The organism is Rhodopseudomonas sp. P1, assembly GCF_039642825.1.
Classification (GTDB): domain Bacteria; phylum Pseudomonadota; class Alphaproteobacteria; order Rhizobiales; family Xanthobacteraceae; genus Rhodopseudomonas; species Rhodopseudomonas palustris_H.
The window spans coordinates 566390-591507 of the sequence record NZ_CP088006.1; the positions used below are offsets into that span (position 1 = coordinate 566390).

The window sequence follows — 25118 nt, forward strand, 5'->3', positions numbered from 1 at the left end:
CATGCAGATTAGCACGATTCCGACGATCAGGCAGAATTTGGCCGGCTCGGTCACTGCATGACGGCCTTACAACGGCGCCGGTCCGCTTTCGCGGTTAGCTAGACTGGCCTCCTCGAGATCGAGATCGCGCTCGATTCGGCGTCGCGCCTCGTCGGTGATCTTGCCGGCGCGGAGCTGGGCGTGGATGAATTTGCGCTCGACCGCGATCAGTTCGCGCACCAGGGCGATGCCTACCGCCGAGGCCTCGTGCTCCGGGGAGCCGATCGGATCGGGTAGCAGACTGGCCCTGGTCTGGTGCCGGGCGTGCAGCAGCTTCAGCACCTCGTCGGTGAGTTCGCGATTGTCGGTGATCTTCTTCAGCGATGCCTGCGCGGCAGCCAATGCTTCGCGGCGGGCGGTGATCTCGTCGTCGTGCTCGGCGATCTGCTCCCGGTGTCCGACGCGGGTGACGCCGAGCAGCTTCACCACGGCGGGCAGCGTCAGGCCGAGGCCGACCAGTGTGATCAGGATCACCCCGAAGGTGACGAACAGAATCAGGTCGCGATACGGGAACGTCTCGCCGCCCGGCAGCGCATAGGGCAGCGCCAGCGCCGCGGCGAGCGACACCGCGCCGCGCACGCCGGTGAAGCCGATCACGAACACCGTGCGCCATGACGGATAGGGATCGCTTGCTCGCAAGCGGCGGCTGAGAAACCGCGGCAGATAGAACGCCGGATAGACCCAGATGAAGCGCGCGGCGATCACGATCGCGGCGACCAGCAGCGTCGCCGACAGGATGTCGCCGAAGGCAAATTCCTTCGACCGCTCCAGCAGCGCGCGGAGCTGGAAGCCGGTGAGCAGGAACAGCATCCCCTCGATCAGGTAGATCACCAGATCCCAGAAGAAGATGCCCTGCAGCCGGGTCGCAGCCGAGATCAGCAGCGGGCCGTTCCACGAGATGTACAGCCCGCAGGCGACGGTGGCGATCACGCCGGAGCCGCCATGATGTTCGGGAATCCAATAGGCGATGTACGGCGTCAGCAGTGACAGCGTGATCTCGATCTGCGGGTCGCGCACCCAATGCCGCGCCCGCAGGCTGAGCCAGCCGACTGCGACGCCGAAGGCCAGTTCGCCCGCCATGATTGCCACGAAGGTGCCCGATGCTTTGGTCAGCGAGAACGCGCCGGTCATGATCGCCGCCACCGCGAAGCGGTACAGGATTAGTGCGGTCGCATCGTTGGCCAGCCCTTCGCCTTCCAGCACCACGACGATCCGCCGCGGCAGGCCGAGCTTGCGGGCGATCGCCAGCGGCGCCACCACGTCGGGCGGGGCGACGATCGCGCCGAGCAGGAAGCCGACCGACCACGGCAGGCCGATCAGATAGTGCGACGCTGCCGCGACCGCGCAAGCAGTGAAGATCACGCAGCCAATCGCGAGCAGGCCGATCGCCCGCAGATTGGCGCAGAATTCGCGCCAGCTCATCGCTACGCTGGCCGAATAGATCAGCGGCGGCAGCACCAGCAGCAGGATCAGGTCCGGCGGCAGTTCGATCGCCGGCATTCCGGGAATGAAGGCCAGCGTGATGCCTGCGATCAGCAGCAGGATCGCGGGTGCGATGTTGACGCGTCGGGCCAGCAGCGCCGTTCCGGCCAGCACCGCGAGCAGCGTGAGAAAAATCTGGAATTTGGCTTCCACGTCACCACGCTGATTTCGAGTGAGCCTGCCGGAGAATGCTTGCATCGCCCGGAAGTTTCGGTCGGTCAAGCGGTAGCCAATTACGCATCAGGCGCAATCCTTCGTAACACTACGTGCGACTTTCGTCTCAAACGCCTGCTGTTCAACTAACCTTGGATTTACCGTCGATGTGGCGGTCTGGTGGTAATTATGCATTTGGCAACACTCCCCGCGTTCTGTTCAAGGTTATGGGGTTAGTCTCAGTCATCAGAACGGCTGATCTGCTGGAGCCACAGGGGAGCGCAAGCGCTCCGGATGGTGCGGCCGATCACGACCCGTCGCAACGCACCGCTCAGCTGACGCTGGCGGCGTTCATGGCGATTGACATTGGGCTGGCGCTGATCTCGCCCGAGGGCGAGATCGTGATGACCAATCCGATGTTCGATCTGGCCTTCGGTGCGATACCGCGCGACCAGCTGCTGTCTCGTTTCGGTTTCGACCCGAGCTGCGAGGGCGGCAAGGCGTCGCGCCCGATCATTTTCCCGGACGAGCGGATCTACTGGATCGACATCACGGCATTTACCGGCGGCTGGCTGATCAGCGCCGCCGATATCAGCGAGCGCCTGCGCCAGGGCATCGCCGGTGTCGAGCTGTCGCGTATCGACCGGCTGACGCAACTGGCGAACCGGCTGGTGTTTCACGAGCGGCTCGCCGATCTGTTGACGCAGCCCGCCGAGGTCCGCCGCGACGCCGCGGTGCTGACGATCGATCTCGATCGCTTCAAGGCCATCAACGACACGCTCGGCCGCACCATCGGCGATGCGTTGCTGTGTCTGGTCGCCAAGCGCATCAGCTCGGCGCTGACGCCGAGCGACGTGCTGGCCCGGCTCGAGGCCGACGAGTTCGGCGTGATCCAGACCGGCCGCGATCAGCCCGAAGCTGCTGTGATCCTGGCTAAGCGTCTGGTCGATCTGCTGAGCCGGCCGTATCTGCTCGAGGGTCAGCTGATCAATGTCAGCGCGTTCGTCGGCATCGCGCTGGTGAGCGACGACGAGCTCGACGTCGACGGCGTGCTGAAGAACGCCGAACTGGCGCTGCATCGCGCCAAGCAGGAGCGCTACGCCGGCTATCGCGTGTTCGAATCCGCCATGGACGAGAGCATGCGTGCGCGGCGCGCGCTGGAGACCGATCTGCGCCGCGCGCTGGCGCTGCGCGAGTTCTCGCTGGTGTATCAGCCGCAGGTCAATCTGCAGAGCCGGCGGGTGGCCGGCTTCGAGGCGCTGCTGCGCTGGCGCTGCCCGACGCGCGGCCCGGTGTCGCCGCTCGATTTCATTCCGATCGCCGAAGAGACCGGGATCATCGGCCCGATCGGCGAATGGGTGCTGCGCACCGCCTGCCGCGATGCTGCGAGCTGGCCCGGCGACTACACGGTCGCGGTCAACATCTCGGCGACCCAGTTCACCAACCGGTCGCTGGTCGCGACCGTGGTGTCGGCGCTCGCCGACAGCGGGCTGGATCCGCGGCGGCTGGAGTTGGAGATTACCGAAAGCGTGATGCTCGATGCCCGCGGCAATGCGCTGGCGGTGCTGCAGCAACTGCGCGGACTCGGCGTCCGGGTGTCGCTCGATGATTTCGGCACTGGCTATTCGTCGCTCGGCTACCTGCGCAGCTTCCCGTTCGACAAGATCAAGATCGATCAGTCGTTCGTGCGCGAGGCCTCGGACGATCGCGGCAACCGCGCGATCGTGCGGGCGATCGCCTCGCTCGGCGCCAGCCTCGGCATGGCAACGGTGGCCGAGGGCGTCGAGACCGAGGATCAGCTGGCGCGCGTCGCGGCCGACGGCTGCACCGACGTGCAGGGCTATCTGATCAGCCGGCCGATCCCGCCGGGCGAGATCGAGCATTTTCTCGCAGAAAGCCGCAACGTGATCGACGCGGCGACGGAAGTCAGCCTCTGAGGGGGAGCATCGGCCGATGCCGAGCGAGCTGTATCGCTGCGTGTATTACAGCAAGAACCTGATTGCCGGCGGCTCGCTGCGGATCGCCGAAGAGATCGAATCGATTCTGGCTGCGGCCCGCCGCAACAATCCGCCGCTCTCGGTGACCGGCGCGCTGGTGTTCAATCGCGGCCTGTTCGCCCAGGTGCTGGAAGGGCCGTGCCCATCGGTCGAATCGCTGTTCGAGAAGATCCTGCGCGACGAGCGCCACGGCGACATTCAGGTGCTCGGTTTCGGCGCCGCGCGCGAGCGGCTGTTCAGCAACTGGTCGATGGCGTTTCTCGGTCGCTCGCGTGAGGATCAGGATCTGTTCGGCCATTTCGGCCGGCAGACCGGGTTCAACGCCGAGCGGATTGAGGGCGACCGGCTGCTCGAGATCGTGCGCCATCTCGCTTTCGAGGAAGAAGCCCGCGCCGCCTGAGCGGCGCCTGCGAACAGCACGTCAGATCGCGCTCGCCGCGATGTTGACCATCAACGCCACCAAGGCGGTGTTGAACACGAACGACACCACGCCGTGCGCGGTCGCGGTGCGGCGGATGGTCCGGTCGGTGATGCCGACGTCCGACACCTGCGCGGTCATGCCGATCACGAATGAGAAGTACACGAAGTCCCAATAATCGGGTTCGGTGTGCTCGTCGCTGCCGGGAAACGCCAGCCCGCCTTCGCGGTCGCCGCGATAATATTCGTGGGCGTAATGCAGCGCGAAGGTGGTGTGCACCGCTGCCCATGACAGCGCGATGGTGAAGGTGGCCAGCGCCAGCTCGGCGGCGCCGCGATGCGCGTTGCCGAGTTCGGAGACGATCGCCGCGATGCTGGCGTAGGCGCCGAACGCCGTCACCATCAGGATCAGGAAGCGGCCGTCGTCCTGCCACACCGCGTTGCGGCGGATATAGGCGACGCCGCAGCGCGCCATCATCGAATAGGCCAGCACCAGATAGACGACGATCGACACGTCCCAGCCGATCAGCGCCCGCGTCACCGGCCGCAGCCACGCCGGCAGCAGCAGCACCGCGGCGATGCCGACCGCGATCGAAGCGAACAGCCGCGGCCGCGAATACACCAGCCGGACGACGCGCGGCAGCTTTCGAAACCGAAGCAGCCGCGCATCGTCGTCCGGGTGATGGGTCATGCGGCGATCAGTTCTTCCGCTCCGCCACGAACCGGGCGGCGGCGCGCAGCACGTCGCCGCGGTCGCCGAACGGCGCCAGCGCCTGGTCGGCGCGCGCGATCAGGTCGCGCAGCCGCTGCTTGGCGCCGTCGATGCCGAGTTGGGTGACGAAGGTGGTCTTGCCGAGCGCGGCATCGGCGCCGGCCGGCTTGCCGAGCGCGGCGGCGTCACCTTCGACGTCGAGCAGATCGTCGGCGATCTGGAACGCCTCGCCGAGCGCGCGGCCGTAATCGTCGAGCGCGCGATACTGGTCGGCGTTGGCCTGGCCGAGGATCGCGCCAGCGACGCAGCCGTAGCGAAGCAGGGCGCCGGTCTTCATCTGCTGCAGCCGCGCGACGTCGACCGGCTCGCGGTCGCCGAACCGGCCTTCGCCGGCAAGGTCGAGCATCTGGCCGCCCACCATGCCGCCGAGACCCGCGCAACGCGCCAGCACCCGCGTCAGCAGCAGCCGCACCGTCGGATCCTTGTGCACCTCGTCGCGAGTGACGATGTCGAACGCGAAGGTCAGCAGCGCGTCGCCGGCCAGGATTGCGGTGGCGTCGTCATAGGCCTTGTGCAGCGTCGGCCGGCCGCGGCGCAGATCGCTGTTGTCCATCGCCGGCAGGTCGTCGTGGATCAGCGAGTAGCAATGGATGCACTCCAGCGCGGCGCCGACCAACAGCGCGGCGGCGCGATCGATGCCGAACACAGCAGCGCTCTCGACCGCCAGGAACGGCCGCAGCCGCTTGCCGCCGCCGAGCGTGGAGTAGCGGATCGCCTCCATCAGCCGGCGCGGCCGGGCGATCTCGTCGGACATCAATTCGTCGGACAACAGCCGGCCGAGCAGCGCTTCGGTATCCTCGGCGGTGGTGTCGAGCCGCTTGGCAAAGTCGATCGTGGAAGTGCCGGTGGCCATTCGGAAGTGCTCCAGATAAAATTCGGCCGGACCATTCATCATGGCACCGGCTTCGTCAATTCGGCGGAGGGCAAGGGGCCAGGCCATCACCGGGAGCGATCGTGTCTGATCCCGTTGCGTTTGCGCCTCGCACCAAGCGTGTGGTTCGCATTGTCATCCTCGCAGGGCTCGCGCTGCTGGCCCTGCCTTATCTCCTCACCATCCTGTATGGCGGCGGCCAGCCGGTTTCGACGCTGATGCTGTGGCGCTGGGCCACCGGTGCGCCGGTCAGCCGGACCTGGATCGATATCGAAGCCATCTCGCCGACGCTGCCGCGTAGCGTGGTGGCGGCCGAGGACGCCAAGTTCTGCAGCCATCACGGCATCGACTGGGATTCGGTGCGCGACGTGATCGACGACATGCAGGACGGCGAGACCAGCCGCGGCGGCTCGACCATCACCCAGCAGGTCGCCAAGAACCTGTTCCTGTGGCCGGCGCGCAGCGTCATCCGCAAGGCGCTGGAGGCGCCGTTGGCGCTGTGGATCGACTTCGTGCTGCCCAAGCAGCGGATCCTCGAAATCTACCTCAACATCGCCGAATGGGGCCCGAGCGGTCAGTTCGGCGCGATGGCCGGCGCCGATTACGCCTTCGGCCGCTCCGCCGCGCAATTGTCCGCCAAGGAGGCCGCGCTCCTGGCCGCGATCCTGCCCAATCCGAAGATTCGCAGCGCCCGTGCGCCGGGCCCCGGTGTCCGCCGGCTTGCCGCCACCTACGTCGCCCGCGCCCGTGCGGCGGAGCTGCGGCAGTGCTGGCGGGAAAATCGCGAGTCGTGACGACGGTTTGGGGCGCATTTTGCGCGCCGACCGCCCTAGCATTCCGATCCGGCTTCCGTTATAAGCCCGGCCTTACGCATTTCGCCTGCGCGCAAGCGGGCCGTCCAAACGCGGACGCCGAGACCGATTTCGCCAGGGAACCTCCGTTAAGGATTACCGATATGGCCGTTCCGAGAAGAAAAACTTCGCCCTCGCGGCGTGGCATGCGCCGGTCCGCGGACGCGATCAAGCGCCCGACCTATGTCGAGGACAAGGATTCCGGCGAACTGCGCCGCCCGCACCATCTCGATCTCAAGACCGGGATGTATAAGGGCCGCCAGGTTCTGAAGAAGAAGGATTCCTGAGCTCTCGCTCGGATCCTTGAGTCGGCGCGGCATGTCGGGTGGTTTCGGCCACACTCAGACAAGACGCCGCGTCGCACTCGCGGGAAGGACGCAAGTGTCGGCCGCGCACGCGGGGCGGCACATCGCGCAATGCGATCCGCCCGATGCCTGAATTCGTACCAAGTGTTGCGTTAGGGAGTTGACGTCCGCGTCCGGACGATCGCCCACTCGCGTCCGGTCGTTCTGAACCACAGGCTTCGCCGATGTCGATTATCGGTTTCCCGCTGCTGCTGATCCCGGTCGCGATCTGCAACATCATCGTCTTCCTGATGCCGGGATTGGCGTTCGACGCGGCAATGACCCGTGTCGTGCTGCCCTCCGGTGCCACTTGGACGATCGCGCTCGGCGACATGCTGGTGGCGCTCGGCGTGCTGCTGCTGCTGCCCGAAGTGATGAAGGCGGCCCGGCCCGGAGCCAAATACCTCACCGATCATCTGCTGTCGCTGCTGGTGCTCGCCGGCATCACGGCCGAATTCGTGATGCTGCCGCAGTTCGCCAATGCCACGGTGGCTCTGCTGGCGCTGCTGGCGCTGGTCGATTTTCTCAGCGGCATCGCGCTGCGCAGCCGGCACAAGCGCGAAGCCCGCGCGGCGCGTGCCGCCGCCAAATCGTCTGCCGAGATCATTGAAGACGAGCCGGAGCAGCCGGCGCCGGTTGCCGAGCCGGCACCGGTGGTGGTGCCCGCGACCGAGCTGGCGCCGCAGACGGTCGAACCGGCCTCTGCATCCGCTGCCTCCGCGGCGTCGATCGCCGAAGCGGTGCTGCTCGATCGGCCCGAGCCGGTGAAGCCGACTGCGACGGCGAAGGACGAGGAAAAGTCGCCGGCGCGCTGAGCCGCGCCGCGTAGGCGATCAGGACATCCGCTGGGTTCGAAAGCCGGTGGGCGGCGCCGTGAAGGCGTGACCGGTGGTCGAGCGGTACGCCGCATTGGCGTGGCCGGGTTCGGCCCGATTGCAGTCGCGGGTCTGCGGATAGCCGCCATCGATCGCCATCAATTGGGCCACGAAATTCGACGACGGCCGGACTAGGCGGTCGGTGTAGCGGGTCCGCATCGGCGGCGGCGTCACCGGGATCGGCAACGGCTCGATCAGTTCGCCCTCGGCGCAATCCGGCTCCGCCGAGGCGGCGTGGACGTCGCTTCCATCGTCGATCCAGACCTTCGCCATTGTCGCACCTACGCTTACTTGTCTCGTTTCGGGACGGGTCTCCCCGTCCTGATGGCGTCGTCGCAAGTCGTGTGCCGGAGCCTCCACCTCGTAGTATGCCGAGGCTCGGCTTTCCGTTCCTGCCCCGGAATCCGAATTGGTTTCCAATTTCTTTATATTATCGACCTAGCGTTGGGATGTTCGGCCGACCTATCCTGCACAGGAGAATCACCTGACAGCGTCCCGAAACGAGGCAGTCGTGTCGTCCGCCGCTCCTGCGCCACGCTCATCGACCGCGCAGACCGCGACCGCGTCTGATCCGTCGCTGCTGTCGCTGCTCGGCCAAGCCGCCTTCGTGTGGGACCTCGCTTCCGATACCTTGAGCTGGACCGGCCGGGTCGGCGAGCTGTTTCAGGACATTCCGGCCGAAGCGCTGGCATCCGGCGCGAGCTTTGCGGCGATGCTGGAGCCGTCCCGCGCGATCCGGTCCGAAGCTTTGCTCAACGGCGCTGCCGCGGTCGGCCCCGGCTGCGTGCCGTACCGGATCGAATACGGCATCCGGGCTTCCACCTCGGCGCCGGTGAGCTGGATCGAGGAGACCGGGGTTTGGTTCGCCGGCCCCGACGGTCGCCCGGCGCGGGTCGAGGGCATCGTCCGCATCAACAACGAGCGCCACGCCCGCGACGAGCAGCTCCTCAAGCTGTCGCAGCACGATCCGCTGACCGGCGAACTCAACCGCACCCATCTGATCGCCGCGCTCGCCGAAGCGATCGAGGAAGCGTCGCGCTTTCGTACCAACCTGTCGTTCATGCTGGTCGGGCTCGATCATCTGGCGCGGGTCAATGATTCGTTCGGCTTCGATGTCGCCGACGAAGTGATCTCGACCATCGCCGGCCGGATCCGCAGCCGGCTGCGCGCCGGCGATCAGCTCGGCCGGTTCTCCGGCAACAAGTTCGGCCTGGTGCTGAAGAACTGCACGGTCGACGACGCGCATATCGCGGCCGAACGGTTTCTCGCGGCCGTGCGCGACGAGATCGTGCCGACCAAATCCGGCCCGGTGTCGATCACCGCATCGATCGGCGCGGTCAGTGCGCCGCGCCATGCCCGCACCGCCGATGAAGCCATCAACCGCGCCCAGGAGGCGCTGGCCGCCGCCAAGCATCGGCGCGCCGGCTCGTTCGCGATGTGGCGGCCGAATGTCGAGCGCGACACGCAGCGCCGGGTCAACATCCGCGTCACCGACGAGATCGTCACCGCGCTGAACGAGCGCCGCATCGTGCTGGCCTACGAGCCGGTGGTCGACGCGGCCTCGCGGGTGCCGGCCTTCCACGAATGCCTGGTGCGGATGAGAACCGACGACGGCCAGGTGCTGCTCGCGCCCGATATCGTGCCGGTGGCCGAGCGGCTCGGGCTGATCCGGCTGGTCGATCATCGCGTGCTCGAACTGGTGGTGGCCGAGCTCGCCTTGGCGCCCGGTGTCGCCCTCAGCCTCAATATTTCGCCCGACACCACCATCGATGCCGATTGGTGGGCCGGAATCGAATCGCTGATGCTGGCGCATCCCGGGATCGCCGAGCGGATGATCGTCGAGATCACCGAGACGGTGGCGATCCCCGACCTCGACGAGGTGCGCGGCTTCGTCAACCGGCTGAAGACGCTCGGCGCCAAGATCGCGATCGACGACTTCGGCGCCGGCTACACGTCGTTTCGCAATCTGCGTGCGCTCGGCGTCGACATCGTCAAGATCGACGGCGCCTTCGTGCAGAACATCGCGCGCTCGGCCGACGACCGTGCCTTCGTGCAGACGCTGATCGATCTGGCACGCCGGCTCGGGATCAAAACCGTGGCCGAATGGGTGCAGGACGAAGAGTCAGCGCAGTTGTTGCGCGACTGGGGCTGCGACTACATCCAGGGCCGGCTGATCGGATTGGCGTCGCAGCAGCGACCGTGGCCGATCGTCGCCGAAGCGGCTGCGGGCCTCGCCGGCAAAGCGGTCTATTAGAAAGCCGTCGATTAGCAAGGCTAAGCGAGCGACCGGGCACCGCGAGCGTTGGCCGGCCTGGCTTAAACTCTCGTGAGAGATCATCGAGGGTTTCCGGTTCTGATAGGATCAGAACCGGAAAGATTCTGAGCAGCAAACCTCGCTGCTATTCGTCTTTCTTCGGCTGTTCGAGCGACATCCGCTCGAGCCGGTCCTGCATCTCTTTCATCTGCCGGCGCAGATCTTCGATGCTGTCGGCGCCGCCGCTGGTCTCCGCAGGTACCTCGTCGGTCGATTCGTGGCTCGGCGGGCGCGGCACGAACATCGAGAAGGTCTGCTGGAACAGCTCCATGTTGCGGCGGACGGTCTCTTCCAGCGGCGCGAACGGAGTCAGGCTGAAGGTCGACGCCATCTGCTTGCGGAATTTCTCCTGCTCGCGCGTCAGCGAATCGATCGACTGCTCCAGATACTTCGGCACCACCATCTGCATGCTGTCGCCGTAGAAGCGGATGAGTTGTCGAAGGAAGGTGGTCGGCAGAAGGTTCTGCCCGGCCTTGTTCTCTTGCTCGAAGATGATCTGCGCGAGCACGCTTCGGGTGATGTCGTCGCCGGTCTTGGCGTCGTAAACGAGGAAGTCCTCACCATCCTTGACCATCGTGGCAAGGTCTTCGAGCGTCACGTAAGTACTGGTGCCGGTGTTGTAGAGCCGCCGGTTCGCGTATTTTTTGATCGTGGTCGGTTGGTCTGATTTCGCCATGTCACCCACACACACGGAGGATAAGGAACCCGCCGCCTCCCGACAGCAGGCTGAGACGCAATGCAATAAAGTAAGCACTTTCAATGCACCTCGGCTACCGTTTTGTGCGGCGCCGCCAGGCAGAGTGAATTTATCGGCATCGCAGCACCAACATGCGTGTGCCGGATTGACACGCCGCCGCCGGCTTCACAGGATGTGCGCCGACACCGGCACGCCAACCAGGCCCCGCCGTCCAAGAGACCGTCAAAAACTCAAGCCCAGGAGATGTCCATGTCGGACGATGTCGTCATCGTCAGCGCCGCACGCACCGCTGTCGGAAGTTTCAACGGCGCCTTCGCCAATACGCCGGCGCACGATCTCGGCGCGGTCGCGATCAAGGCTGCGCTGGAGCGCGGCGGTATCGATCCGGCGCAGGTTTCTGAAGTGATCATGGGCCAGATTCTCACCGCCGGTCAGGGGCAGAACCCGGCGCGGCAGGCGTCGATCGCGGCCGGTATTCCGGTCGAGAGCCCGGCATGGGGCATCAACCAGCTTTGCGGCTCGGGTCTTCGCTCGGTCGCACTCGGTTATCAGGCGCTGATGAACGGCGACTCCGATATCGTCGTTGCCGGCGGCCAGGAATCGATGAGCATGGCGCCTCATGCGCAATATTTGCGCGGCGGCGTGAAAATGGGCGCGGTCGAACTCGTCGACACCATGCTCAAGGATGGTCTGTGGGATGCCTTCAACGGTTACCACATGGGCAACACCGCCGAGAACGTCGCGCGGCAATGGCAGATCACCCGCGACCAGCAGGACGAATTCGCGGTGGCTTCTCAGCAAAAGGCCGAAGCCGCGCAGAAGGCCGGCAAGTTCAAGGACGAGATCGCGCCGGTGACGATCAAGACCCGCAAGGGCGACATCGTGGTCGACACCGACGAGTATCCGCGCCACGGCGCCACCATCGAAGCGATGGCCAAGCTGAAGCCGGCGTTCGAGAAGGACGGCACGGTGACGGCGGGTTCTGCCTCGGGCATCAACGACGGCGCGGCGGCAGTGGTGCTGATGACCGCCAAGCAGGCGGAGAAGCTAGGCAAGAAGCCGCTGGCCCGCATCGTGTCGTGGGGCCAGGCCGGCGTCGATCCGAAGATCATGGGTTCTGGTCCGATCCCGGCGTCGCGCGCGGCGCTGAAGAAGGCCGGCTGGTTGGTCGGCGATCTCGATCTGATCGAAGCCAACGAAGCCTTCGCGGCGCAGGCCTGCGCGGTGAACAAGGATCTCGGCTGGGATACTTCTAAGGTTAACGTCAACGGCGGTGCGATCGCGATCGGTCATCCGATCGGTGCGTCGGGTGCGCGCGTCCTTGTGACGCTGTTGCACGAGATGCAGAAGCGCGATTCGAAGAAAGGTCTTGCCACGCTTTGCATCGGCGGTGGCATGGGCATTGCGATGTGCCTCGCGCGCGATTGATCGCGCGTGTCGCGACGATGTCGCGATACACGGACTGATCAGTTGCAGTGCAAGAACGATTGTTCAAACGCCCGGCAGATTGCCGGGCGTTTTTGCTTGATGTTCACGAGCGACCATCCTTTTATTCGAAAAGACACAATCGCGTTCTAGACAAAAAAGGAATTGCGGGAGGAGCTTTGCAATGACGCGGGTGGCGTTGGTGACTGGGGGGACGCGCGGTATCGGTGCAGCAATCAGCAAGGCGTTGAAAGCGGCGGGCTACAAAGTCGCAGCGTCCTATGCGGGCAACGATTCGGCAGCGGAAAAATTCAAAAACGAGACGGGTATTCCGGTATATAAATGGGACGTGAGTTCGTTCGATGCCTGTGCCGAGGGCGTCAAGAAAGTCGAGGCCGAACTCGGTCCCGTCGATGTTCTGGTGAACAATGCCGGCATCACGCGCGACGGCGCCTTCCACAAGATGACGCTCGAGCAATGGAATGCGGTGATCAACACCAACCTCGGCTCGCTCTTCAACATGACGCGGCAGGTGATCGAGGGCATGCGCAATCGCAAGTTCGGGCGCATCGTCAACATCTCGTCGATCAACGGGCAGAAGGGCCAGTTCGGTCAGGTGAACTATTCGGCTGCCAAGGCGGGCGACATCGGCTTCACCAAAGCGCTGGCGCTGGAGAATGCGCGCGGCGGCATCACGGTGAACGCGATCTGCCCGGGCTACATCAACACCGAGATGGTGCAGGCGGTGCCGAAGGATGTGCTCGACAAGGCGATCCTGCCGCTGATCCCATGCAACCGGCTCGGCGAGGCCGAGGAGATCGCGCGCGCCGTGGTGTTCCTCGCCGGCGACGATGCCGGCTACATCACCGGCTCGACGCTCACCATCAACGGCGGCCAATACATGGTTTGAGGCACAAGGGCGGCACTTCGATCCTCGCACGGCGCGTCTGCCGTGCTGCTGCGAGGATCAGCCTGCAGGTGCGCTCATGACGTCGCGCGTTGCGACGCTGATCGGCCTGTCGGCGATCCTGATGTGGTCGCTGCTTGCGGTGATGACGGTTGCGACCGGCACCATCCCGGCGTTTCAGCTTGCCGCCATGACGTTCGCGATCGGTGCGCTCGCTGCCGCAGTCGGCTGGATCGTGCGGCCGCAGGCGGTTCGCGCGCTGCGCCAACCGCCGCTGGTGTGGGCGGTCGGCGTCGGCGGGTTGTTCGGCTATCACGCGCTGTATTTCCTGGCGCTGCGACTGGCGCCGCCAGCCGAGGCGGGCCTGTTGAATTATCTATGGCCGCTGCTGATCGTGCTGTTCTCCTCGCTGCTGCCGGGCGAGCGGCTGAAGCTGCATCACGTTGCCGGGGCGCTGCTCGGGCTTGCCGGCACGGTGTTGCTGTTCACCGGCAACGGTGCGGTGATCGAGCGGGCCTATCTGCCCGGGCTTGCCGCGGCGTTCATCGCGGCTTTCGTTTGGGCGAGCTATTCGGTGCTGTCGCGCCGGCTCAGTGCGGTGCCGACCGATGCGGTCGCCGGCTTCTGCTTCGTCACCGCGCTGCTGGCCACGGCCGTGCATGTGCTGATCGAGCCGACCGTGTGGCCGGACACCACGATGCAATGGGCGGCGATCATCGCGCTCGGCATCGGACCTGTGGGCGCGGCTTTCTACGCCTGGGACATCGGGATGAAACGCGGCGACATCCGTGTGCTCGGCGCCGCATCTTATGCCACGCCGCTGCTGTCGACAGCGTTTCTGATCCTCGCCGGCTATGCCCGTCCAACCACCGCGCTGGCAATTGCAGCGTTGCTGATCGCCGGCGGCGGCCTGCTCGCTGCCAAGGACATGCTGAAGCGGAGTTGATCCAGCGAGGCCCGTACAGCAAAGCGACCGGAGGCTGTCCGGTCGCTTTGTCGTCTCGGTCTGCCGAAGAAATCAGTAGCGGTGCTTGTGGATCACCACCACGCGGTCGCCGTGATGATGGTGGTGGCGCCAGCCGCGGTGCCAGCCATGATCCCGATGCATCATCTCGGCGCGCGGGCCATCGCGATACACCTTCTTCTTGATGATCGTCGTCTCGGCGGACGCAATCGAGGGAAGCGAAATCGCGGCCGCGACAACCGCGGCGAGCACGTAGCCCATCTTCATGTGTGTCTCCTCTCTGTTCAAATTGCGGAGAGAAAACATGCAGTCGCGATGAGCGTTCCTGCGGAACCGCAGGGATTTTCTTGAACGGATGTTCAGGAAGTAATCGAGATTATTGCTCGAGAACCATGCGGCCGTCCGCATAGGCGAAGCGCTTCAGCTTCGACAGATAGGACAGGCCGAGCAGGTTCTCCGACAGCGCTTCGTCGGGAAGTACCAGCGCATCGACGTCGCGTACGATCAGTCCGCCGACGTCCAGCATCGCGATGCGGGCGCGCGCCGCCTTCACCTGGCCGTTCGCGGTCGAGACCTTGGCGGTGTAGTCGCCGCGCGACGGCCGCAGACCGAACCGCGCCGCCGAGCTTTCATTGAGAGCGACCACCGAGGCGCCGGTGTCGACCATGAACGACAGCCGCTGGCCGTCGATCCGGCCATCGGTGCGGAAATGGCCGCGCGGGTCGCGGTCGATGCTGATGCTGCGGCCATAGGGTTCGGAAGTCGCCGCCGCCATGCCGACAGTGGCGTGAGGCGCCGCATGGGCCTGCGCCGGAGCCGGGGTAATCCGGTCGGCGATTTGAGCCATCGCGGTGCCGAGCACCACGAGGGCTGCGGCGAAAATCAGGATGCTACGCATAACGCCTACTCACACAGTCCGTCGCCGCGCAGATTGGATCACGCGCGGATGCCGGACGCGACCGCGGCGTCCGATGCATCCGGATGTTTTTGGCGAAAACGGTGAGCGAAGGATTAACGCGAGCGCCGGCTCAGGTGCCTTTTGGCTTGGCGCGGCGGGTCGGCGGCGCCGAGGCGGGGTCGTCGGGCCAGGGGTGGCGCGGATAGCGGCCACGTAGATCGGCCCGCACCCCGGCGTACGAGCCGCGCCAGAATCCCGGCAGGTCGCGCGTGACCTGCACGGGCCGGTGCGCCGGCGACAGCAGTTCCAGCACCAGCGGCACCGCGCCGCCGGCGACCGACGGATGGCTGGTCAGGCCGAACAATTCCTGTAGCCGCACCGCGATGGTCGGGCCCTGTTCGGCCTCGTAATCGATCGGCAGCTTCGAGCCGGTCGGCGCCTCGAAATGCGTCGGCGCCTCGCGGTCGAGCCGGCCCCGCAGCTCCCACGGCAGCAGATTCATCAGGGCGTCCGACAGGTCGGAGGCCGAAAAGTCTCTCAGGCCGGTCTTGTCGAATAGTGCCGGCACCAGCCAGTTTTCGCGCGACTCGGCGAGGGCGGCATCCGACAAATCAGGCCATGGGTCGCCCTCGGCCTTGCGCAGGAACATCACCCGGCCGCGCCATTGCTGAAGCTGCTTCGACCACGGCAGCCGCTCGAGCCCGGCCGCGACAAGGCCGTCGGCGAGCACGCGCGCGGTCTGTTCGGAGGGCGTCAGCGCCAGCGGCGCTTCGGACAGTGTGATCGCATGCAGCCCGCGGCGGCGCCGTGCCCGCAGAGCCATCGCGGAGCGGTCGAAGCTCACCTCGTCCGCGTCGGTGATCTGATCGCCGAAATGCAGCTCGATCTCGGACAGCGTGATCGGCGCCGCCAGCAGGATGCGGCCCTGTGCGGCGCTGCCGGTGAGTTCGCCGACCGCCAGATACGGTGCGCGTGCCAGCGCAGAAGTCTGCTCAACCGCGGCGCCGCGGCCATTTGCGAGCGTGAAGCTGCCATTGCCGCGGTTCTTGGCGACACGATCCGGAAACGCGAAGGCGAGCAGGACGCCGGAGGAGAGCTCGCCAGCGTCTTGCGGGGAGCGAGACGACGACGCGGCCTGCGCTGCCCAGCGCTGCGCCATCTGCCGGGCGCTGCTGGCGCGCTGCGAGCGGTCGCGGCGGAATTGGTCGCGGCGATGGTCGAGGTCGGCACCGTCGCCGCCCAGCCCGCGCTCAGTCAGAATCGCGGCGATTTCGGCGGCATCCTCGGCGCAGCCGTGGCGGGCGGCATCGACGATCATCCGCGCCAGCCGTGGCGGCAGCGCCATCGCCCGCAGGCTGCGGCCCTCGTCGGTGATACGGCCGTCCGGATCGAGCGCGCCGAGCTCGCCGAGCAGCTCGCGGGCTTCCTTCAGCGCCGGTTGCGGCGGCGGATCGAGGAAGGCCAGCGACGACGGATCGGCGACGCCCCATTGGGCGAGGTCGAGCAGCAGCGACGACAGATCGGCGGACAGGATTTCCGGCTGCGTATGGGCCGGCAGCGACGCGGTCTGCGGCTCGTCCCACAGCCGATAGCAGACGCCGGGCTCGATCCGGCCGGCACGGCCGCGGCGCTGGTCCACGGCGGCGCGCGAGGCGCGCACCGTCTCCAGCCGGGTCAGGCCGAGGTCCGGCTCGTAACGGGGGACTCGGGATAAGCCGCAATCGACGACGATCCGCACGCCCTCGATCGTCAGCGAGGTCTCGGCGATCGAGGTCGCCAGCACCACTTTGCGCTGGCCCTTAGGTGCCGGCTGGATGGCGCGGTCCTGCACCGCGGCGTCGAGCGCGCCGAACAGCGGTACGATCTCGACCGCCGGATCCTGCACCCGCTCGCGCAGCATCGTCTCGGTGCGCCGGATTTCGGCGGCGCCGGGCAGAAACGCCAGCACCGAGCCCATTTCCGCCCGCAGCGCCTGCGCGATCGCCTCGGCCATCTGCCGCTCTAGCGGCGCGTCGCTGCGCCGGCCGAGATAGCGGGTCTCGACCGGAAACGCCCGGCCGAGGCTTTCGACCACCGGCGCATCCCCGAGCAGCCGGGCGACGCGGGCGCCGTCGATCGTCGCCGACATCACCAGGATGCGTAGGTCCTCGCGCAGACCTTGCTGGGCGTCGCGAGCCAGGGCGAGGCCGAGATCGGCATCGAGTGAGCGTTCGTGAAACTCGTCGAACAGCACCGCGGCGACGCCGGTGAGTTCCGGGTCGTCGAGGATCTGGCGGGTGAAAATGCCCTCGGTGACGACCTCGATCCGGGTGGCGCGTGACACCTTGGAGCCGAATCGGACGCGATAACCGACCGTCTCGCCAGCCTTCTCGCCCAGCGTCTTCGCCATCCGCTCGGCGCTGGCGCGGGCGGCGATCCGCCGTGGCTCCAGCACGATGATCTTCTGGTTCTTCCGCCACGGCGCATCGAGCAACGCGAGCGGCACGCGGGTGGTCTTGCCGGCGCCGGGGGGCGCGACCAACACCGCGGTATTGCTCGCCTCGAGCGCGGCGGTGAGCTTGTCGAGCGCGTCGTCGATCGGCAGCGGGGTATCGAAGGTGCGGGTCAAAAGTCAGCTCGAAGGATGCAAGGGGCGGATGGTTAACAGAAACAACCTGCAGCGGCAAAACAGCCCACCCAGGCTTCCAATTCCGGAAATGCCGCACATTCGATAGTGGGGGCAACACTAACTCAACCGATCGCGCCGATGATGCATCCGAGCCGCATCAGACGGGAACAACCATGACTGCGAACGGCACACTGGCTCCGCGCATGCACGGCGGCCGGGTCGACTGGGTCGACTATGCCAAGGGCATCTGCATCATCATGGTGGTGATGATGCACTCGGTGCTCGGCGTCGAGGCCGCGGCAGGCCAGACCAGCTTCATGCACTATGTGGTCGAGTTCGCCCGCCCGTTCCGGATGCCGGACTTCTTCCTGATCTCCGGCCTATTCCTGGCGGTGGTGATCGATCGCGGCTGGCGGACCTATCTCGATCGCAAGGTCGTGCACTTCGCTTACTTCTATGTGCTGTGGGTGACGATCCAGTTCGCCTTCAAGGCGCCGAGCTTCGCCGCCGAGATGGGGTGGATCGGCGTCGCGAAGCTATATGCGCTGTCGTTCATCGATCCATTCGGCACGCTATGGTTCATCTATCTGCTGCCGATCTTCTTTGTCGTCACCAAGCTGACGCGGCGGTTGCCGCCGCTGCTGATCTGGGCTGTCGCCGCGCTCCTGGAATCCCTGCATGTTGCCACCGGCTGGATGGTGCCGGACGAGTTCTGTGCGCGGTTCTTCTATTTCTACACCGGCTATCTGTTCGCCCGGCACGTCTTCGCGTTTTCCGATGCGGCCCGCGCCCGCCCGGCCCTGGCGCTGATCGGCCTCGCGGGGTGGGCGGTGATCAACGCGGTGCTGGTGCATATCGGGGCTGCCGACCTGCCGGTGATTTCGCTGCTGCTCGGCCTCGCGGGCGCCTGCGCCATCATCACGGTCGGCACGTTGCTGGCGGAGAAGCGTTGGCTCGACGGCTTGCGGTTCTGCGGCGAGCATTCGATTGTGATCTATCTCGCGTTCTTCCTGCCGATGGCGATCAGCCGGTCGCTGCTGTTGAAGTACGCGCCGTTTCTCGATCTCGGCGTGATCGCGATCATCGTCAACATTGCCGGGGTGGTCGGCGCGCTGATCATCTGGAAACTGGCGATGAAGAGCGGCGCCACGTTCCTGTTCGAACGTCCCGATGCCTTCTGGATCGCCCCGCGCAAAAAGGCACCGCGGCTGCAGGCCGCGGAGTAATCAAGACTTACGTCTTCATAGCTCGGCAACTCGGATCCGCGCTTTGTGCCGTACGCGCACAGCCCTGTCGCGAAGCAGTCCAGCCTCGTATGGGGGCTGGATGCTTCGCGTCGCTTGCAACGACGGAGAGGGTGGGTCTTTACCGCCAGGCGTCGGCCTGCACCACGGCGTCGTCGCGCCAGGCTTCACGTGCGGCCTTGTTGGCCATCCAGTTCGGCAGGAAGGTCAGCGCTTCGTCGAGAATGTGCGGAGTGTGCAGGCCCGGCGAGTATTCCAGCGCGCGCTTGAAGTACTCCTTCAGCGCCGGCCGGAAGGTCGGGTGCGCACAATTCTCGATGATCACCTTAGCGCGCTGCTTCGGCGACAGGCCGCGCAGATCGGCGAGGCCCTGCTCGGTGACGATCACCTGAACGTCGTGCTCGGTGTGATCGACATGCGAGGTCATCGGCACGATGCAGGAAATCTTGCCGCCCTTGGCGGCCGACGGCGTCATGAAGAACGACAGGAAGCTGTTGCGGGCGAAGTCGCCGGAGCCGCCGATGCCGTTCATGATGCTCGTGCCCATCACGTGGGTCGAGTTGACGTTGCCGTAGATGTCGGCCTCGATCATGCCGTTCATCGCGATCACGCCGAGCCGGCGGATCACTTCCGGATGGTTGGAAATCTCCTGCTGACGCAGCACGATGCGCTCGCGATAGAAATCGAGATTGCGCAGGAATTCGTCATAGCCTTCCGGCGACAGCGACAACGCGGTCGCCGAAGCGTGAGTCAGCTTACCCTTGCGCAACAGGTGAAGCATGCCGTCCTGCAGCACCTCGGTGTAGGCGGTGAGATTTTCGAACGGGCCATCTTCGAGGCCGGCCATCACCGCATTGGCGACGTTGCCGACGCCCGATTGCAGCGGCAGCAGATTGTGCGGCAGCCGGCCCTTCTTCACCTCGTGGCCGAGGAAATCCAGGATGTGGCCGGCGATCGCCTGCGAGGTGTCGTCGGGCGGCGAGAACGCCGAGTTGCGATCGGGCAGGTTGGTCTCGACGATCGCGACGATCTTGGCGGAATCGCAGCGCAGATACTGCTCACCGATACGGTCACCAGAGGCGATGATCGGAATCGGCTTGCGGTTCGGCGGCAGCTGCGTGCCGTAATAGACGTCGTGCATGCCTTCGAGGCGAATGTCCTGCCAGGCGTTGACCTCCAGGATGACCTTGTCGGCGAGATCGAGCCAAGTCTTGTTGTTGCCGATCGACGACGACGGGATCAGGCTGCCGTCCTCGCGGATGCCAGCGACTTCGACCACAGCAATGTCGAGCTTACCGAGGAAGCCGAACCAGGCGTGCTGGGCGACGTGGGACAGATGGATGTCGATGTATTCCATCCGCCCGGCGTTGATCCGCTTACGGCAGGTCGGGTCGGACTGATAAGGCAGCCGCATCTCGATGCCGTCGACCTTGGCGAGTGCGCCGTCGAGCTCGGGCGCCGTCGAGGCGCCGGTCCAGACGCTGACCTTGAACTTCTGGCCGCGGGCGTGATGCGCGTTGATGCGCTCGGCGAGCGCCAGCGGCAGCAGCTTCGGATAACCGGCGCCGGTGAAGCCGCTCATGCCGACATGCGCGCCGGACGGAATCAGCGCGGCAGCGTCGGCTGCGGTCATGACCTTGGAGCGGAGGTGGGGAGCAAGGATGCGCTCGGCGTTGACCATCAACGACTCTTTCTTGCTAGGAGCGGCCAGGGGATTGATGCGATTCGTCTAGTCGCTGTGACAAAAAGAGCCATGCAACCTATGGCGAAGGAGGCATGCGTCCCGCTCCCAAACGATGCCGCGCGCCGTATCTGAAGGTCACGCCCGGCGCCGCACCTTCGCATCAGCTATTTGATTCCTCAATCAAACTCCGCCGAACGGAAAGCGTCAAACGGGCGCGAAGAGGCACGTGGGAGGGTGACGAGCCGGCATGTGGCGTTTGCAGGGCAGGCCCGCGCCAACCGCTGTTCGGCGATGGTGCCGTTTTCCGGCTGGGCCTGTTGGCAGTCGAGGCGATGCCCCAAAAGCGAAAACCTCCGGCAGGGCATTGCCGGAGGTTTTCTGGAGGTCTCATGAAGGAACCGAAATCTCTTTCCTCTCCTTCGACGGTCACCGATCACCCGCTGACCTTGTTCATAAGTATATGAGTATTTTGCCTGACTACAACAGGTAATTTAGTCAATGAGTGTGGCCGATCGACCTGTCTCCAGGAAGCGGCTTCGCGAACACTCGTAGTAAATGGCGATCTCCTCCTCTGCCGGAGAGGGAGCCCTGATACGTGCCCCCACGCTTCGCGTTGTGTGCTGGCTTCCGATCGAAATCATTCAGAGAACCGGTGTTCGATGCGCAAAGAAAAACCCCGGCGGTTGCCCGCCGGGGTTCATCAGATTCTCGCTTCGAGAAGCGCGGATCAGAAGTTACGCTGAACGCGGAGGTTGCCGCTCCAGACGCCCTGGTCCTTGAACTCGTAGTTCGCAGCCGGCTTGGTCGCCGAAGCGGTCAGCGGCAGCACGCCCGAGGAAGCCTGGTCGAGATAGGTGTACATCACTTCGCCCGACAGGGTCAGGTTCTTGACCGGGGTCCAGCGGGTGACGGTGCCGACCTGAGCAATCGCGAAGTCCGGGTTGCAGTTGAAGCCGGCCACATTGGCGCCGAGACCGGTGCAGATCAGAGCGGTCGCGGTGCCGTTGTAGTCGATCTTGGTGTACGAACCGAACAGCGAGCTCGACCAGTAGGGGTTCCAGTTGTGGTTGAACGCACCACGGACGCCCCAGGCGCTGGTCTTCTCGATGCCAGTGCCGGTCAGGTTGTTGAGGCCGGCGAACACGCCGTCAGCCGCAACGCCGAACGCGACGCTCTGGTAGGTACCCGGGACCGAGTTGTTGCCGTAGATCGCGAACGAGTTCGGGCTCACGCCGCCCAGCACGTAACGGGTCGCGCCGTTCGAGTAGGTCGCCGTGATGTTGATGCTGTCGCCGGGGCCGGTCGGCAGGTTCTTGAGCGACAGAGCGCCCTGGACCGCGTAGCCCCAGGTATCGCTCGGATGACCCGAGGTCTCGAGCGCCGGGTTGTAGTAGCTGGCACGAACCTGATGCGCCGCGGCCGAAACCTGGAACAGACCCCAAGCCTGGTCGACACGGATCTTGCCGACGATGTCGGGGATCGAGGTGCCGGCGTAGGAGTTGGCGCCGTAGGCCAGGAAGTTCGGAGCGGACGACACGTTGTACAGCGCCGACTGCAGGTACGACGACTGATCTTCGAGCGAGATCGAGGCCGACACGCCGTTGCCGAATTCCGCGGTGTACGACACCTGGTTGATGCCGGTGACGTCGTCATAGCCGCCGATCAGGAACGACGTGTTGTTGCCCGGATAGCCGGTCCAGGGAGTGTCGAACTGCGACACCGCCTTACCGAAGGTGAAGCCGGCGAACTGGATGAACGCGTAGTAAACGCCGAGCGAACCGTTGGCGATGGTGTCGGTGCCCGTGGTCCAGTTGAAGGTCGCATCGAAGTAGGTGCGAACCACGCCGTATTCGGTCGCGGTGCGGGTATCGATGTTGATATCCTGGCGAGACCGGAAGATGTAGTCGTTGGAAAGACGGTTCTTCTGACCGGCGTTGCCGTTCCAGGCCGGAGCGTTATAGCCGCCGCTGCCGAACATCGTGACGTCGGCGCGCAGATAGCCGCCGAGCTTGATGCAGGTGTCGGTGCCCGGGATGTAGTAGAAGCCGGCGCCGTAGATCGAGCAGACCTTCACGTATTCGACGGCTTTCGCCTTCAACGGAAGATCAGCGGCCTGAGCACTGCCAACAGCGATTACCGCTGCAGCTGTTCCCAGCGCCAGTTGCTTAATGATGTTCATTGCAACCCTCCAAGGTCAACAAAGTGGATGGAGCCGGTTCCTTCGGGAGCGCCCCGAGGTGGCCCTGTGACGCGAAGTTCGCCAGCGCCTCGGCGCGACAGACCTCTCAACGGGACGACTAGTGTTTGCCCCACCCCGTCTGCGGCGGATCATGGTTGATTTCATCACGTTAGCAAATTCATTTATCTACTCAGCAATATGATTTGGATCGGCACGTTGCATTTGTGCAACAAGACGGTGGCGACGCACAATTTCCACGACTGGTGGGAGGTCGAGGTGTTGCAAGAAGATCGAGGTCGGTTCAGCGGCTCATGTCGACTGCAGCGTTGAAGCTGCAAGTCGGGCGGCTGTTGAGCGTGCCGCTCCCACTCTGCCCTCGAGCATTCACAAGTTATGCGAGGAGCGGCCGTCTTGACCGCACTCGTCCGGGCAGCAATCTTCCCGCAAAACCTGTATAGCTGCGCGCAGCGTGCACAGACGCCCTTGTTCGACCGGAATTGATATGAGCGGTTGAGGAAGTTGTGTACACTGCCAACCTAGTTGTGCGACGAGCTATGCACGAGCATTGGCGCTTGTGCGGGACATTGACCGGACAATGCAGACCAAGAGTAAAGCAGAGGCTCGTGCGCCACGCGGCTCGACGATTGATCCCGACCTCGCCAGGCGTTTCGCCACGACGGTCGCGAGCGTCGCCGTCTTTCTCGACGAGATCCGTCAGTTCCGCGCCAAGTCGCTCGGCATCAGCGGGCCGCAGTTCGCGCTGCTGATGGCAGTCATGGACCTCGAGCAGGGTGACGGAGTTTCGATCCGCCATGTCGCCAAGGCTGTCCACGTCGATCCGTCGTTCATCACCACGCAATCCAAGCTTCTGGAGAAGAAGGGCTTGGTCCGGCGTCAGGTCGACAGCCACGACGCGCGGGTGGTGAAACTGTCTCTATCTGATAAGGCCTACAAGCAGATTGCCGGTCTGGCGACCGACGAGCGCGCCCTCAACAGCTTCATCTTTGAAGAGATCAGTGGCGAGGAACTGGAACAGCTCACGTCCCAGCTCGGGGAGCTACAGAACCGCCTGGAAAAGGCGACCGTCAAACTCGCCAGCGGCCTATAAGCGCGACTCCAGCCGGCGAATGCAGTCGGCCTCCCCGGCTCCGGCATTCAATTGCTGGCCGAGCCAGTCGAATACGAAGTCGGCCACCAGAATTGGGTCGTAGCCGTCGAGCGTCCACGGGCCGCTGCTCGTCTCGCCAAATACCTTCAGCAGGATGTCGCGGTTTCCGGGGTGATGTTGGGCCAGCAGATGGCGGGCGTGGCCCGGCTCGATGGCTTCGCCCGCCCGCAGCGGAACCAGCATCGGACAGTTCATCGCCGGCAGCCGTGGCCCGGCCTGAACCATGCCCAGCGCCGCGACACACGCGTCGGTCTGACGTGCCGCCCATAAGTCCCAGAGCCCGCCGTCGCACACGGCGGCTGCGGCGCGGCCGTCGAGAGCGATGCCACGGGTGACGAGCGAAGAAGGGCTGCCGTCGCCGATGACGGCGATTCGCGCCGGGTCGATCCCGCGGGCCTCGATCAGATAGTCGAGTGCCGCTGTGATGCCCGTCTCGGCGGCGACACGTGGCGATGGTGCCTCATCGGGAAGATCGACACAGAGCAGCGCCATGCCGCGCTGACGAGCGGAGCGCAGGACCAGTGACAAGATCTCTTCTTTGGTGCGCCGGGTCTCGGCGATACAGACGACGACCGGATGTGCGTTTGCGCCGTGAGACGTGACCGGCAGATAGAAACCCTCAAGGGATCTCTCTTCCAGCCACGGGATGACGACGGTCTCGCCTTGGGGAGTCAGCTTCGCCAGAAAGTGCCGGAGGCAGGTGTGCGCCAAAGCTCCCAGGGTTGGTTCTGCGCCCTCCGGGCAGCTCTCGATCGCTGCGGCCATGAAATAGTTAGCCGCATGCAGCCAGCCCTTCTGCGCCGCCAACTCATTGCCGGTGCGACAGGCTTCCTGAGCGCGACGGAGATGTGATCTGGCGAGCTCTTCCCAAGCCTGCCGCCAACCGGGCCCGTTGCTCGATCGGATCAGTTTCGCGGCGGCCACGCATTCGGAAAAGCTGACGCCTTCGTTCTGCGCCACGCATAGCAATCTGCTGAATTCGTCACTGTACTCGTCGTGATCGAGCAGTCCTCGAACGTCGCAATGATCCTGGATGCTGTTGCCCAGTCGCAAGACTGCGACCCCCTCCCGATTACCTCGACCGACTTCGTTAAATTACTTAGTTGATCGAATAACTGAATTGCGAGCTGCTGTCACTCGCGAAGCGGGTCCTGAGAGCCAAGATCGATGCTGCGTTGCACGCTCTGCTGCGCACTGCAGCATGCCGTCCCCGGCAGAGGCTGTCGTAC

The 25118-nt window shown here is 65.0% G+C and carries 22 protein-coding genes; 11 read left to right on the top strand and 11 right to left on the bottom strand.

Annotated elements, in window-relative coordinates; genetic code table 11:
* Positions 1-66 precede the first annotated feature (66 nt).
* Positions 67-1719 (bottom strand): Na+/H+ antiporter, encoded by a 1653-nt coding sequence (locus LRC39_RS02655; RefSeq protein WP_107354046.1) that lies wholly within the window; start codon positions 1717-1719, stop codon positions 67-69.
* A gap of 308 nt (positions 1720-2027) precedes the next feature.
* Between LRC39_RS02655 and LRC39_RS02660 the strand changes: the two genes are divergently transcribed.
* Complete coding sequence (locus tag LRC39_RS02660) at positions 2028-3611, top strand: putative bifunctional diguanylate cyclase/phosphodiesterase (RefSeq protein ID WP_346296242.1); 1584 nt, start codon at positions 2028-2030, stop codon at positions 3609-3611.
* Positions 3612-3627: 16 nt separating this feature from the next.
* The gene (locus LRC39_RS02665) at positions 3628-4071 is read left to right on the top strand and encodes a BLUF domain-containing protein (protein ID WP_107354048.1); all 444 of its coding nucleotides are present in this window, start codon (positions 3628-3630) and stop codon (positions 4069-4071) included.
* Positions 4072-4092: 21 nt separating this feature from the next.
* Here LRC39_RS02665 and LRC39_RS02670 read toward each other — a convergent pair whose 3' ends face one another.
* Together LRC39_RS02670 and LRC39_RS02675 are read right to left on the bottom strand one after the other, a co-directional pair.
* Positions 4093-4779 carry a DUF1345 domain-containing protein gene (locus tag LRC39_RS02670; RefSeq protein WP_107342737.1) on the bottom strand — a complete coding sequence of 229 codons (687 nt, stop codon included), beginning with the start codon at positions 4777-4779 and terminating at the stop codon, positions 4093-4095.
* A 7-nt stretch (positions 4780-4786) separates the two neighbouring features.
* Complete coding sequence (locus LRC39_RS02675; RefSeq protein WP_346296243.1) at positions 4787-5713, bottom strand: polyprenyl synthetase family protein; 927 nt, start codon at positions 5711-5713, stop codon at positions 4787-4789.
* 101 nt (positions 5714-5814) lie between these two features.
* On the opposite strand from LRC39_RS02675, the gene mtgA reads away from it, so the two are divergent.
* The 3 genes from mtgA to LRC39_RS02690 all read left to right on the top strand — a co-directional run bounded on the left by mtgA (position 5815) and on the right by LRC39_RS02690 (position 7741).
* Positions 5815-6525, top strand: a complete 711-nt coding sequence (gene mtgA, locus LRC39_RS02680; RefSeq protein WP_346296244.1) for a monofunctional biosynthetic peptidoglycan transglycosylase — start codon at positions 5815-5817, stop codon at positions 6523-6525.
* A 161-nt stretch (positions 6526-6686) separates the two neighbouring features.
* Positions 6687-6869, top strand: coding sequence for a 50S ribosomal protein L32 (rpmF, locus tag LRC39_RS02685; protein WP_011156094.1), 183 nt, complete (start codon positions 6687-6689; stop codon positions 6867-6869).
* A gap of 242 nt (positions 6870-7111) precedes the next feature.
* Positions 7112-7741 (top strand): hypothetical protein, encoded by a 630-nt coding sequence (locus LRC39_RS02690; protein ID WP_346296245.1) that lies wholly within the window; start codon positions 7112-7114, stop codon positions 7739-7741.
* A gap of 18 nt (positions 7742-7759) precedes the next feature.
* Here the strand turns inward: LRC39_RS02690 and LRC39_RS02695 are convergent, their stop codons facing one another.
* Positions 7760-8074 carry a hypothetical protein gene (locus LRC39_RS02695; RefSeq protein ID WP_107342740.1) on the bottom strand — a complete coding sequence of 105 codons (315 nt, stop codon included), beginning with the start codon at positions 8072-8074 and terminating at the stop codon, positions 7760-7762.
* Positions 8075-8312: 238 nt separating this feature from the next.
* Here LRC39_RS02695 and LRC39_RS02700 point away from each other — a divergent pair, with 238 nt between their 5' ends.
* Entirely contained in the window at positions 8313-10055 is a 1743-nt protein-coding gene (locus tag LRC39_RS02700) for a bifunctional diguanylate cyclase/phosphodiesterase (protein WP_346296246.1), read from the top strand.
* Positions 10056-10200: 145 nt separating this feature from the next.
* Here LRC39_RS02700 and phaR read toward each other — a convergent pair whose 3' ends face one another.
* Positions 10201-10791, bottom strand: a complete 591-nt coding sequence (phaR, locus tag LRC39_RS02705; protein WP_042440735.1) for a polyhydroxyalkanoate synthesis repressor PhaR — start codon at positions 10789-10791, stop codon at positions 10201-10203.
* A gap of 270 nt (positions 10792-11061) precedes the next feature.
* Here phaR and LRC39_RS02710 point away from each other — a divergent pair, with 270 nt between their 5' ends.
* The 3 genes from LRC39_RS02710 to yddG all read left to right on the top strand — a co-directional run bounded on the left by LRC39_RS02710 (position 11062) and on the right by yddG (position 14090).
* Positions 11062-12240, top strand: a complete 1179-nt coding sequence (locus LRC39_RS02710) for an acetyl-CoA C-acetyltransferase (protein WP_346296247.1) — start codon at positions 11062-11064, stop codon at positions 12238-12240.
* Between the two features lie 181 nt (positions 12241-12421).
* Positions 12422-13147 carry a beta-ketoacyl-ACP reductase gene (locus LRC39_RS02715; protein WP_263990389.1) on the top strand — a complete coding sequence of 242 codons (726 nt, stop codon included), beginning with the start codon at positions 12422-12424 and terminating at the stop codon, positions 13145-13147.
* 76 nt (positions 13148-13223) lie between these two features.
* The gene (gene yddG, locus LRC39_RS02720; RefSeq protein ID WP_346296248.1) at positions 13224-14090 is read left to right on the top strand and encodes an aromatic amino acid exporter YddG; all 867 of its coding nucleotides are present in this window, start codon (positions 13224-13226) and stop codon (positions 14088-14090) included.
* A gap of 72 nt (positions 14091-14162) precedes the next feature.
* On the opposite strand, the gene LRC39_RS02725 is transcribed toward yddG, so the two are convergent.
* From LRC39_RS02725 to hrpB, 3 genes are all read right to left on the bottom strand, one after another.
* On the bottom strand, positions 14163-14375 hold the full coding sequence (locus LRC39_RS02725) for a hypothetical protein (protein WP_346296249.1): 213 nt from the start codon (positions 14373-14375) through the stop codon (positions 14163-14165).
* Positions 14376-14484: 109 nt separating this feature from the next.
* Positions 14485-15006, bottom strand: a complete 522-nt coding sequence (locus LRC39_RS02730) for a TIGR02281 family clan AA aspartic protease (RefSeq protein WP_264054082.1) — start codon at positions 15004-15006, stop codon at positions 14485-14487.
* A 130-nt stretch (positions 15007-15136) separates the two neighbouring features.
* Positions 15137-17614, bottom strand: coding sequence for an ATP-dependent helicase HrpB (hrpB, locus tag LRC39_RS02735; protein WP_346296250.1), 2478 nt, complete (start codon positions 17612-17614; stop codon positions 15137-15139).
* Positions 17615-17787: 173 nt separating this feature from the next.
* Here hrpB and LRC39_RS02740 point away from each other — a divergent pair, with 173 nt between their 5' ends.
* A complete protein-coding gene (locus tag LRC39_RS02740) occupies positions 17788-18840 on the top strand; it encodes an acyltransferase family protein (RefSeq protein ID WP_264075338.1) in 1053 nt (350 codons plus the stop codon).
* 139 nt (positions 18841-18979) lie between these two features.
* Here LRC39_RS02740 and LRC39_RS02745 read toward each other — a convergent pair whose 3' ends face one another.
* Positions 18980-20539, bottom strand: a complete 1560-nt coding sequence (locus LRC39_RS02745) for an acetyl-CoA hydrolase/transferase family protein (protein WP_107342748.1) — start codon at positions 20537-20539, stop codon at positions 18980-18982.
* Between the two features lie 730 nt (positions 20540-21269).
* On the bottom strand, positions 21270-22721 hold the full coding sequence (locus LRC39_RS02750) for a porin (protein ID WP_346296251.1): 1452 nt from the start codon (positions 22719-22721) through the stop codon (positions 21270-21272).
* 595 nt (positions 22722-23316) lie between these two features.
* Here LRC39_RS02750 and LRC39_RS02755 point away from each other — a divergent pair.
* A complete protein-coding gene (locus tag LRC39_RS02755) occupies positions 23317-23829 on the top strand; it encodes a MarR family winged helix-turn-helix transcriptional regulator (protein ID WP_346296252.1) in 513 nt (170 codons plus the stop codon).
* On the opposite strand, the gene LRC39_RS02760 is transcribed toward LRC39_RS02755, so the two are convergent.
* Positions 23824-24942 carry an alpha/beta hydrolase family protein gene (locus LRC39_RS02760; protein ID WP_346296253.1) on the bottom strand — a complete coding sequence of 373 codons (1119 nt, stop codon included), beginning with the start codon at positions 24940-24942 and terminating at the stop codon, positions 23824-23826. The genes LRC39_RS02755 and LRC39_RS02760 overlap by 6 nt on opposite strands.
* Positions 24943-25118: the final 176 nt, after the last annotated feature.